The 12,050-nt window shown below is 37.3% G+C and carries 10 protein-coding genes; 6 read left to right on the top strand and 4 right to left on the bottom strand.

The window, feature by feature from the left end; all coding sequences use genetic code 11:
* Positions 1 to 32 precede the first annotated feature (32 nt).
* Positions 33 to 371: a YlbF family regulator gene (locus tag RK01_RS09120; protein ID WP_016173012.1), complete on the top strand. Its 339-nt coding sequence runs from the start codon at positions 33 to 35 to the stop codon at positions 369 to 371.
* Positions 372 to 470: 99 nt separating this feature from the next.
* Here the strand turns inward: RK01_RS09120 and RK01_RS09115 are convergent, their stop codons facing one another.
* Genes RK01_RS09115 through RK01_RS09110 form a run of 3 tightly spaced genes read right to left on the bottom strand, consistent with a single transcriptional unit; the run spans position 471 to position 2,149 of the window.
* On the bottom strand, positions 471 to 929 hold the full coding sequence (locus RK01_RS09115; RefSeq protein ID WP_244874960.1) for a GyrI-like domain-containing protein: 459 nt from the start codon (positions 927 to 929) through the stop codon (positions 471 to 473).
* Positions 930 to 969: 40 nt separating this feature from the next.
* Positions 970 to 1,101: a hypothetical protein gene (locus tag RK01_RS14015; protein ID WP_267473294.1), complete on the bottom strand. Its 132-nt coding sequence runs from the start codon at positions 1,099 to 1,101 to the stop codon at positions 970 to 972.
* Positions 1,091 to 2,149: a GntR family transcriptional regulator gene (locus RK01_RS09110; protein ID WP_016173010.1), complete on the bottom strand. Its 1,059-nt coding sequence runs from the start codon at positions 2,147 to 2,149 to the stop codon at positions 1,091 to 1,093. The genes RK01_RS14015 and RK01_RS09110 overlap by 11 nt, the downstream gene beginning before the upstream one ends.
* A 243-nt stretch (positions 2,150 to 2,392) precedes the next feature.
* On the opposite strand from RK01_RS09110, the gene RK01_RS09105 reads away from it, so the two are divergent.
* The 5 genes from RK01_RS09105 to RK01_RS09085 all read left to right on the top strand — a co-directional run bounded on the left by RK01_RS09105 (position 2,393) and on the right by RK01_RS09085 (position 10,858).
* Positions 2,393 to 3,259, top strand: a complete 867-nt coding sequence (locus RK01_RS09105; protein WP_016173009.1) for an ROK family protein — start codon at positions 2,393 to 2,395, stop codon at positions 3,257 to 3,259.
* A gap of 273 nt (positions 3,260 to 3,532) precedes the next feature.
* Positions 3,533 to 4,717, top strand: a complete 1,185-nt coding sequence (locus tag RK01_RS09100; RefSeq protein ID WP_016173008.1) for a DNA repair exonuclease — start codon at positions 3,533 to 3,535, stop codon at positions 4,715 to 4,717.
* Positions 4,717 to 7,326: an ATP-binding protein gene (locus tag RK01_RS09095; RefSeq protein WP_016173007.1), complete on the top strand. Its 2,610-nt coding sequence runs from the start codon at positions 4,717 to 4,719 to the stop codon at positions 7,324 to 7,326. The genes RK01_RS09100 and RK01_RS09095 overlap by 1 nt, the downstream gene beginning before the upstream one ends.
* A gap of 50 nt (positions 7,327 to 7,376) precedes the next feature.
* Positions 7,377 to 8,321 (top strand): 3'-5' exoribonuclease YhaM family protein, encoded by a 945-nt coding sequence (locus tag RK01_RS09090; protein ID WP_016173006.1) that lies wholly within the window; start codon positions 7,377 to 7,379, stop codon positions 8,319 to 8,321.
* Positions 8,322 to 8,560: 239 nt separating this feature from the next.
* Positions 8,561 to 10,858 (top strand): cation-translocating P-type ATPase, encoded by a 2,298-nt coding sequence (locus RK01_RS09085; protein WP_016173005.1) that lies wholly within the window; start codon positions 8,561 to 8,563, stop codon positions 10,856 to 10,858.
* Between the two features lie 82 nt (positions 10,859 to 10,940).
* On the opposite strand, the gene RK01_RS09080 is transcribed toward RK01_RS09085, so the two are convergent.
* A complete protein-coding gene (locus RK01_RS09080; RefSeq protein WP_016173004.1) occupies positions 10,941 to 11,957 on the bottom strand; it encodes a peptidylprolyl isomerase in 1,017 nt (338 codons plus the stop codon).
* Positions 11,958 to 12,050: the final 93 nt, after the last annotated feature.

Raw genomic sequence — 12,050 nt, 5'->3', positions numbered from 1 at the left:
AATGATATCAAATAAAAGCGAGGTTACAGAACATGGCGAACATTTATGACACAGCAAATCAATTAGAACGTGAAATTAGAGAATCCCAACAATTTGGTGATTTAAAAGCATCCTTTGATCGCTTAAAAGAAAATCAAGAAGCCCATGCTTTATTCCAAGAATTTCAACAATTACAACAAGGTCTGCATGAAAAAATGATGTCTGGCGAAGAAATTTCAGAAGAAGATGCAAAAAAAGCACAAGAATTAGCTGAACGTGTGCAAAAAGAAGATTTAATTAACCAATTAATGCAAAAAGAACAAGCTTTCAGTGCCGTTGTTAATGATTTAAACCGCATTATCATGGGTCCTGTTCACGAATTATATAATTAAAAATTAACAAAAAGGATGGTGCAAATATGCATCATCCTTTTTTTGTCGAAAGGGATTGTTTGATTTGGTAGCCCTAATAGTTTTTATTTTTAGAGTTTCTTAGCGCAACTCTTTTACTTTGTAGCGCAATAACGTTTGCATTTTTTCAGGGTGGGTCCGGCGAAAATCTTTCAAATAAATCTCACGATGCCAATAATCTGCCATAATTGGAGTTTTTGTTAAATTATGGGTGACAAAAAAAGTCTCCATCTGCTTAAATGTTTCTATTTCAGTATCAAAAGGGCCTGTATGAATCATTTGTAAGACGCGTCCTTCTTCATAAGTTTCCCATTGAACGGCATCGAAATACGGATTTTCTTTTTGAGTCCTAGTTTTTATTTTGATTTCGTTAAAGAATGCTTCGGTTACAAAGTCTGGTTGTCGTAACATAATTTTATACTTCAAAGCATCTTTATTTAAATTTTCGCCACTTGATGCATCTGTGCTCCTCCAGACACCTTCTAGTGGATAAACGCCATAATCTCTTGCCGTTTCAAGTGCGCCTTTTTTTATCGCCATTTTAATGCCATAGGCCAATGGAAAAAGGGCACTAATTTTTTCAGCAAATATTTTTAGTATTGGGGTTGCCTTGTCCTGTTAATGTAATAAATTGTTGTGACGGGATGGTAAATAAAGTTGGTTTGTGGGAAAAATATAGTTCTTTTTCATTTTTACGCCAATCACTTTTCATAACTTTCTCCTTTGGGTGGTGGTTGGGTGGAAGCGCGTTTAATTAGTTTGACTGAAATTTGATTATCCGCAGGTTTTATTCCTGTTTTTAACCATTTCAATAATAAATTGGCAGCTGTAATCCCGATTTTTTTAAAATCTTGCAAAATAGTGGTTAAGGCGGGATCAAAAAAGCGGGCAGCTTGGGTATCATCAAAACCAATTACAGCCAAATTCGCGGGAACTTGCCATTTTTGTTGCCGTAACTGCTGGATCGCCCCTAAAGCGAAAAGGTCATTTTCACAAACGAGGGCGGTAACCTCATTTTGATGTAGATAATTACTTAAGTCAGCGGCGTTTAGATAGGTATCTTCCAAGTGACTATGAAAAGCAATATTGGCTTCTGCTAGGGCATGCAAATAGCCAAAGTAACGCTGCCGCGTTGACTGAGGATGATGGTTGCTGCCAAAATAATACGCAATTTTTTGATGCCCCAATTGAATTAAATAATTGGTAGCTAAATAGCCGCCTCGTTCATTATCGGCTGTGACAGCAGGAAAAGGTAAGTCGTGAACTTTTTTGTCCAAAATAAGCACAGGAAAGTTTTGGACTGCTAAAGAAAGTAATAAATCCAGATGAGCTTCTTCATTACGAGCATAATACAGCAGGCCATCAAATTCAGCCATAATTACAACGGCACTCCGATCTGTCAAAAAATCATAATTTGTTAAAAACACATCAATTTTTTCGGCTTGAAAAACGGACATCACGCCTTCACTTAAAGGAGCAACAGATAACTCAGTGCTTTCTTCTAAGGGCAAAATTAGTAAAATTCGTCGCGGCTTTTGTTTTGCTTTTAATTCCTTAACAAAACTACCGCTACCTTGGACGCGGGTAATGAAACCTTCTTGTTCTAAATCAGTCAGCGCCCGCTTAGCAGTAATACGGCTGACGCGATAATTAGTGGAGAGTTCTTTTTCAGTGGGTAATTTACTACCGGGCATTAGTTGACCGGCTAAAATTTTGGCCTCTAATTCCTTTTTTATTTTTTGATACAAAGGCTGCGTCATTTTAGATACCTCATGATAGATTTAATTTTTGATATATTCTATTGCCATGATAGCATATTCTTTTTGCTTCTGGATAATAAAAAAATATTATGAAAGCGTAGACATATTGGCGTTATCAAAGTATAATCAGATTGTAAATTGATATATCAAATTTTCAAACAAAGGATAACCTACGAGTAGCTGCCAAAAGAAATATTGATGAAATGAGCAAAATGAGCAGTGCTAAATATAAGGAGGAAAGATATGTATTACGGTGGTATTGAAGCTGGGGGTACAAAATTTATTTGTGCAGTCAGTGATGAAAAACAAAATATTGTGGCAAAAACCAGCGTTCCCACGACAACGCCTGAAGAAACTTTACAAAAAACATTTGAATTTTTTGATCAATATGATATTAGTGCAATGGGAATTGGGTCATTTGGGCCAATTGGAATTGACGAAAGTAAAGACAATTATGGTTATATTTTAGCTACGCCAAAACCGGGTTGGTCAGAATTTGACTTTTTGGGTCAAATGAAAGAAAAATACGCTATTCCTTTTGTTTGGACGACAGATGTCAATGCGGCAGCTTTCGGCGAGTTAAAAAAAGGTGCAGCCCAAGGGAAAAAAAGCTGTATTTATTTAACTGTAGGAACTGGAATTGGCGGTGGTGTGGTCATAGATGGCAAAATTTTCTCCGGCATTAATCACCCTGAAATGGGACATATTCATGTGAAACGTCATCCTGATGACGATTATGAAGGTACCTGTCCTTACCACAAAGACTGTTTAGAAGGGTTAGCAGCAGGCCCTAGTTTAGAAGCCCGCACTGGTATTAAAGGACAAGATTTACCAGAAGATCATCCGATTTGGGAAATTCAAGCTTATTATATTGCTCAGGCATTAATGGCTTATGTGTTAACTTTAGCACCGGAACGAATTATTTTAGGCGGTGGCGTGATGAATCAAGATCATTTATTGTTAAAAATCCGCCAAAGTTTTGTAGAACAAGTCGCAGGTTATGTGGAAACACCACCGGTAAGTGAATATATTGTTCGTTGGGGTTTACCAAATGAAAGTGGCATCACCGGCTGTTTATTATTAGCTGAAGATGCAGTAAAAACAAAATAACACAAGCAGTCAAACAATCTTTCCCACCATCCGCAGAATGTTGGGGTTGGCGATTGTTTGGCTATTTTTTTACTCCGAGTTGTCTTGTAATAAAAGGCGAACAAATTTTCGTATTTAAGGTGACGAGCTAGGCAAGAAATGTTATGATATAAAGGAATCTAACGGGTTTGTTGCAAATGAAAAAGGCTTGTTTTGAACCTGGATTCCATTTGAAAACTTATGAGATAGTTTTGAACAATTCTCTGAAAATATAGAAATAAGGAGGGCGTGACTATGCGCTTTATCCACGTCGCCGATTTACATTTTGATCGAACATTTGAAGGATTGACCCAAGAGATTCCGACAGATTTTTTAAAAAAGTTAAATCAAGCCAATGAAAAAACCTTAAAAAATATTGTGACGACAGCGATTGATCAGGCGGTAGATTTTGTCATTTTCGCCGGGGACACATTCCACCAAATGAACCCATCTTTAAAAAACCAACAGCTATTGATGGCACAATTTCAACAACTGGCGCAAGCAGAAATTCCAGTTTACTTGATTTTTGGTAATCATGACTATTACGAAGAAAATCGCTACTGGTTTTCTTTTCCTGAAAATGTCGTTTTGTTTGAAACAGAAACAGTCAAGAGTATTGTTGCGACCACTAAAAATGATGAAAAGTATGCCCTTTCTGGCTTTAGCTATCGCCATCAATATTTAATAAAAACAATGGTACCGGAATTTCCTCCTCGTAATTTAGAAGTGGATTATCATATTGGACTTTATCATGGGGATCTAAATGATGCCCACTTTGCTCCTTTTAGCCTGAATGCGTTAAAGAGTAAAAATTATGATTATTGGGCTTTGGGACATATTCATCAACCAACGAAATTAAGTGAAGAAATAATTTATCCGGGTACACCCCAAGGCCATAATAAAAAAGAGCATGATTTAGGCAATGTACTTTTAGTCGATTTAGCTAGAAACAAACTGACCTGCGAAGTAATTTCGGTGGCAGCTTTACGTTGGCAAAAAAAATCAATTTCTTTAGCTGACTGTGCAAACAATGCAGCTGTAGTAAATTATTTAATTGAACAGCTAACACCGCCAACACATAATACAGCGCTATTGTTAGAAGTTACTTTAGCTGACACGGAACATTTACAAAATTTTACAGCGATGATAACAAACGGCCAGCTGCAAGATTTATTAAATCAGCAATGGCCCGATCGTCTATTTGTGCATACTTTAAAGCTTGAAGAAGTAAAGGAAAAAATTTCATTGCCTGCTAGTGCGGCTTTAAAAACTCAGTTATTACAAGAATTTAGCCATGAGGAAATTTTTAATGAAGTGCTGGCAGAACTGGCTGGCAATAAAAATACGACCGGCTTACTAGAAAATCCTGCCTTTCGTCAAGAAGTTTTGGAACAAGTAGCAGACGAATTAAATCAGCAATTTGAATGGGGGCAAAATTAATGCGAATTCTAAGAGCTGAGATTACTGGTTTTGGTAAATATCGTCAGCAGCAAATTGATTTTACTGCCGGCAACCAATTATTTTATGGCAAAAATGAAGCAGGCAAGTCGACATTATATCATTTCATTTTGGCAATGCTTTTTGGCTTTCCCATCAAAAGAGGACGGAAACGCGACTTTGAGCCTTTGGATGGGACGAGCTATGGTGGACGTTTAGTGATCACATTGCCTCAATATGGAGAAGTGACGATTGAACGGTTTAAACAAGTCAATCGCGGCAAAGCCAAAGTTTACTTTGGACAACAAACTGGTGGAGAGAATCTTTTAAATCAACTTATTGCACCATTAAACCGGGAGTTATTTGAAGATGTTTTTACCTTTCAACAAGAACAACTGTCCCAATTAGATCGTTTGCAGGAAAAAACGCTACATGATGCTTTGATTTCACTAGGAATTACCGGCAGTAAACAACTGCTTAGCAAACAACAAGAGTATGTAGATAATGAACAAAAAATATTTAAAGTTAGAGGACAGCGGCAAGCTTTAAATAAAGCACTAAAAGAGCAAGAACAAATTGCGCAACAAGTTTATCAACAAGAAACAAAAGAAGCTGCGATTACAGAATTAATGGCCGGCAAACAAAATGATGAAAAGCACCAACAAGAGCTGGGGGAAAAGTTACAAAAAGCCCAACAAGAATATCTGATAATGAAAGAAAAAGAGCGTAGCTTTCCGCAATATGAGGAATGGGAACTTTTACAAGAAAAATATCCTGATGATGATTTAGGCCCAGAGCCAGAAAAGCTACAAACATTTTACAATCAGTATAATCAATTGAATACGCGCTTAGCAGAAGGCAAACAAGAACTCATTGCTTTAAATGAAACACAAGGACTGACTGATCGTTATCGTTTTTATTTGGAACATGAAAGCCAAATAAAAAGTTTGTTACAAGAACAGGTGGCAGCCGTCCGGTTAACCGATGATTTTCAAAAGCAATTGGAAGAACAACAGCGTTTAATTGAAGACGTGACGCTGCTGGAAGATACCTATCAATTTAACGTGGGAGAAGATGTACTCCAAAAGGTACAGTATACAAAAAAATTGGCGCAACGCTATCAACAGTTGACTGCAGATATCACCCAAGCAAAGCAAGAAGCGCTTTGGCAAAGTAAACAAGAAGCATTGAATGATAAGACGCAACCAAGCAGCAAAAAACAAATAAGTTTTGCTCTTAACCCCCTGTTTAGTTTTGGAGTAGCCGCCATTTTATTAGTGGGCGGATTTTTATGGGAAAATTTGCGCTGGGGATTATGGATTGCAGGCTTTATTGCTGTAATTTTTGGCTTTTACCACATAAAGCAAAATGAAAGAGAAGTGCCAAAAGATAGCCATCGCAAAGAACAACCGCAAAATAATAGTAACCAAGACTGGTTCGATAAAAAAAGTCAAGAACAAGAAGAAATTTGGTCTAAAATGCAACAACAATTATTCACGCTCACAAATCCCCAAGACTTGCCAGTGGCATTAGTCCAATTGGAAAAGGCTGCTGAAGATTATTTGGAGAAAAATAATGCTTTGATGATGGCTGATCAACGTTTGGACCAATTAGATCAAGCCTATGGCGCTCTTTTACAACGCTTCACCTTTTTAGAAAAATGGCTCTCACAAGAAGGACAAGATATCGTACAGCGTTTACGTATCTTGCAAAACTTCGCCGATGAAATGCAAGAAGTGAAATTACAACAAGAGCAGCCGACAGCAGCATTAATAATTCGTCAAAATCAACAATTACAGCAGCAATTAGATGAATTGCTAACAGCAAACCAGACTTTACTGCAAAGCGTTGGTATTACCCAACCCACCGAGATTCCGTTATGGATTGCTCAAATGCATCAAAAAGCCGGAGATTTAGCTCGTAAACAAGAATTGGCCAAAAGACTAACGAAATTATTTCCCAAAAAAATAACGGCAAATCAATTGGCAGCTGAATTGGCAAGCGCACGGGAGAATTTACAGGAAATTCAACTCATGGATCGCCAACTTAATCGGAGTTTACAAAAAGCGCAGTTGAAAATTGAGCAGATGCAAAGCGATGGCACACTAGATGAATTACGGCAAAGATTAGCTCAAGCAAATAGTAAAGTCTATGACTTGGCTTTGCAGTGGAGTAAAAATAAATTAACTGCCGCTTTACTGGGAGATTTAGCTACAGAATTATCCGACAAACAACTCCCACAATTATTGCAAAAAAGTAGTGAGTATCTAAAAATTTTAACTTCTGGTAATTATACGACGCTAGATTTTACCGCCGGAGAATTAACTGTCAAAAAAGAAAATAAGGCGTGGAAGATTTATGAGCTTTCAACAGGTACTAAAGATCAGGTCATTATGGCGATACGTTTTGGTTATTTGGCTTTACAAGAAAGAATTTTGTGTCCACTAATTATCGACGACGGCTGGCTGCATTATGATAGTAGTCGCAAAGAACAATTGGCGGTACTGTTAAAAGAATTTTCACAACAGTATCAAGTGATTTGTTTGTCTTCTGACGTAGAAATGGTAAGCTATTATGAGAAGTTGCAACAAAAAATTGTGGTCTTAAATTAAGGTTTTGCATCAATTTAGCAACTGTAGAAAAGAAGTAAAAGGAGATCGCCATGAAAAAATTAAGAGATTTAACAGTGGATGAAGAATTTCAAGCCTTTCTATTAATCAAAAATGCCGATGTGCGTTTAGCTAAAAATGGCAAAAAGTTTATCGCATTTACTTTCCAAGATACCACGGGCACAATTGACGGCAAATTTTGGGATGCCTCTGAAGAAGAAATTAATAAATTTGAAGCAGGAAAAGTCGTTGCTTTACAAGGCAAGCGTGAATTGTATAATGGCAATCCGCAAGTCAAAATTATCCATATGCGTCTCGCGCGTTCTGATGAACCCAGTGAGCCAACCCAGTATATGGAAAGAGCGCCTTTGAAAAAAGAGGAAATGGAAGAGGAAATTAATCAAACCTTGTTTGAGATTATTAACCCCCATTGGAATCGAATTGTGCGTTTTCTATTAAATAAATACCAAAAAGAATTCTTTGATTTTCCAGCCGCCAAACGCAACCACCACGCTTTTGCTGGCGGGCTTGCATATCACACGGTTTCCATGTTGCGTTTAGCCAAAGCAATCGTTAAAGAATATCCAGAATTAAACCCTTCTTTGCTATATGCAGGCGTTATTTTACATGATTTAGGGAAAGTGATTGAACTATCAGGGCCAATGTCAACAGAATATACACTAGTAGGAAACTTAGTCGGTCATTTGGTTTTAGTAGATGAAGAAATCACCAAAGCTTGTATGGCATTGAAATTTGATGAAAATGAAGAAGATATTGTGGTTTTGCGCCACATGGTGTTGGCTCATCACGGTCTTTTGGAGTACGGTTCTCCTGTCCGACCACGAATTATGGAGGCGGAAATCTTACATCAAATTGATAATTTAGATGCTTCAATGCAGATGATGTTGACTTCTTTGCGTCAAACCCAACCGGGAAATTATTCCGATCGTATTTTCGGCATGGATAATCGCAGTTTTTATCTGCCAAAAGATGTTTAATTGCGCATAAAAAATTAAAAGTTGGTTTTGTATGGCTATTTTTTAAAAAAGTAGCCAGTGCAAAACCAGCTTTTTATTTTACTTGATAGCGGCTTTGGTCTTTTTTGATTAGACGCAGCCAACGTTAGTTTTTCTTAAACTTTTTATAAGGCAGACAAAAATTTTCCTGGAACTTCAGTAAATCAAAATTTCCTATGTTATCTTTTTTGATAGATGATTTTTGAAGGAGAATTGCTGTTGTGGAAAATAAAACAGGTCTAAGTTTAGCTGAAGTGCAGTTACGAAAAGAACAAGGATTACAAAATAACTTTGAAGAAAGTGCCACCAAATCAACGGGGGCCATTTTTTATGATAATTTGGTCACCTTATTCAATTTCTTGAATCTGTTAATTGGCATTTGTTTGTTCCTAGTAGGAGCTTATAGCAATATGTTTTATTTGGTTATTATTCTAGTCAATATTACAATCGGAATTTATCAAGAAATTCATGCCCGTAATTTGGTGCAAAAACTTTCTATTGTCAATAAAAAACAGGTTCATGTTATTCGCGATGGTATTGAACTAGAGCTGGATTCTACGGAACTGGTAATGGATGATTTAGTTAAAATTGCTGCTGGTGAACAAGTTCCTTCTGATATGCAGGTGATTTCGGGTTTTGCCGAAGTCAACGAAGCCATGCTGACTGGAGAGTCAGACTTAATTGGCAAACAAGCTGGAGCAGCGCTGTTGTCGGGTAGCTTTTTAGTTAGTGGAGAAGTTTTGGCCAAAGTTGTTCATGTCGGCAAAGAAAACTATGCGGTGAAATTAACCAATGAAGCGAAAACTCATAAACCGTTGAACTCTGAATTAATTCGGGCGATTCGTCAAGTGTCCAAATTCACGAGTTTTGTCATTATTCCCTTTGGCATTTTACTTTTTTTAGAAGCGTTTTTATTGCGTTCTGGTGGGATGAAAGAATCCGTAGTGGTGTCAGCAGCAGCAGTCTTGGGTATGTTGCCGAAAGGACTCGTCTTATTAATCAGCATTGCGCTCACAACTGGGGTAACCAAATTAGCCAAAAAAAGAATTTTAGTGCAAGACATGTATGCTATTGAAACCCTTGCTCATGTGGATACACTTTGTCTAGATAAGACAGGGACAATTACTGAAGGAAATATGCGGGTATGGAAAGTGCACAGTGTGGATGAAATATACAAAGTTCAACTTCCTGCTATTATTGGGAGTTATTTAAGAAATAGTACTGATAGTAATGTGACAATGCAGGCGTTACGAGATCATTTTCCTGAAACTACAGATTATACTGCTAGTGAAATCACGCCATTTTCTTCTGATCGCAAATGGAGCAAAATGGATTTACAAAAGATTGGCACAGTATATTTAGGAGCACCAGAACGCGTGTTGGCATCGGATAATATTCCGGATGTGGTCTTTAGCGCCCAAGAAAATGGTTTGCGGGTACTGGTGATTGCTGTGGCCAAAACAGCAGCAGCCAGCATAACAGAACGTCAGCCAATTGCTGTCATTGAAATTGAAGATATTATTCGCAACAATGCCCAAGAAACGCTAGATTATTTGGATCAAGAAGGGGTGACATTAAAAGTTATCTCCGGTGATAATCCGATTACAGTTGCCAATATTGCAAAGTGGGCGGGATTGCCGCATTATGAAAAATATATTGATTTAACAACTTGTCAAACCGATGAAGAAGTTAAAGCAGCGGCATTGCAGTACACCGTTTTTGGCCGGGTGGCGCCCCAGCAAAAGAAACTATTGGTCCAAGCGTTAAAACAAGCGGGTGGCACCGTAGCGATGACCGGCGATGGCGTCAATGATGTTTTGGCTTTGCGGGAGGCAGATGTCAGTATTGCCATGGCGGACGGCGATGCAGCCACCCGTCAAATTTCCAATTTGGTATTATTAGACTCAGACTTTACGACATTGCCAGAAGTTTTGTTCGAAGGTCGTCGTGTCGTTAACAATGTTACCAAAGTTTCCGGAATATTTTTTATTAAAACAATCTATTCTTTCTTGTTATCCATTATTTGTTTATTAAGTGCCAGCGCATTTCCCTTTATCCCAATTCAAATTACTTTGATTGATTTGGCAATTGAAGGCTATCCTTCTTTCTTTTTATCCTTTGAAAGCAATAAAGAAAAAGTTACTGGCAAATTTTTACCGACCGCACTAAAAGCAGCATTACCTAATGCATTGTTGGTGGTGATAAATGTCTTAGCTATCACATTCTTGGCTGGTCACCTGAACTTATCGCAATTAGAAACAACAACGTTAATGTATTATTTACTAATAGGAATTAGCTGTTTAGCTGTTATTAAAGCGTGTTTGCCGCTTAATCCATTACGCCTCTTTTTAATTGTCACGACAATTGGCGGCATTTATGTCGCGGCCATGCTATTTCATAATATTTTAGAAATTGGATGGCTAACAGCTGTTACTTTACCGATGTTTGCTGTTTTTATGCTAGTCAACTGTATTTTGTATAGTAGTGTGACTCTGTTTATGAAAAAGAAAAAAAGTTAGCAAAAAACCTCGAATCTTAATGGATTCGAGGTTTTTTAGCTTGAACTTCCTTGCAACAGGTTAAATTACCTGGATAGTTCTATTATTTTGATTCAGCAGTGGAACTTTCTGCTGTTTCAGAATTCTTTGTTTCAGAAGCCGTTGTTGATGAATTTTCAGATTCTTTTGTTGAACTTGAAGTTGTTTTTGTTGAGTCTTTTGTTTCAGCAGCTTCAATAAAGTCGCTTAAGATATTTTGTAAGGCTTTATCTTTCACTTTCACATTTGCATCTTTTAATTCTTGACCGATAACTTTAGCAGAGAAAGTCGAGTCAGAGGCTTGTGTATTAATTGCAATTTCTTTTAATTCTTTTTTGTAAGGTTCCATGTCGTTGCCCTTAGCTTTATTTTTATCCATCCGCACAATGTAATAGCTTGTCATCATTGTAGATTGGTCAGTAACAGGGATAACGTCAGAAACTTCGCCATCTTTTAGTTTGAAAGCGGCAGTCTTCACATCGGCTGGTACACTTGCTGTTTGGGAATCAAAAGAAATTTTGCCGCCTTTTTCTTTGGTAGCAGAATCAGTTGAACTCTTCTTAGCAATTTTTTCAAAGTCAGCATCTTTTTTACTTACTTCTTCTTTTAATTTTTTCGCTTCATCTTCACTGGCAGCAGCAATAATGTGGGCATCTACTTCTGGGTGGAATGAATCCCAAGCAGTTTTCAAATCTTTATCTGTTACTTTAACGTGAGATTTGATACCTTTTTCTAAGGCAGCTTGTTGGGTTAAGTATTCTTTGAAAGTTTTCTTTGTAAAGCCGGATTGTTCCAATTGTTGTTCAAAAGAATCACCGTAAACTTTGGCTTGTTCATTGTATTGTTTATCGATTTCTTTTTGGTCAACTTTATCACCGTACTTGTCACCAAAAACTTTTAAAATAATCATATTACGAATGGTTTGTTGATTGGTAGACTCATATTTCGCTTGATCGTAGAAATCTGAAACCGTAATGGTAGAACCTTTCATAGTGGCGATGTCTTGATCTTTCGAACCGCATGCAGCAAGGGATAAAACAGCCATTGCACTGATAGCGGCTAATAACATTTTTTTCTTCATTTAGTCGAGCACTCCTGTATTTTCAATTTAATTTTCACAAATATTACTATAGCACATTCTGTTTTTAAAAAAAATCACTGGTTGGAAGTTTCA

Origin of the sequence: Enterococcus dispar ATCC 51266 (assembly GCF_000406945.1) — a bacterium.
In the GTDB taxonomy this organism is placed as follows: domain Bacteria; phylum Bacillota; class Bacilli; order Lactobacillales; family Enterococcaceae; genus Enterococcus_C; species Enterococcus_C dispar.
Note: the sequence above shows the minus strand (reverse complement) of the source record. Positions and strands in the feature narration are given on the sequence as shown.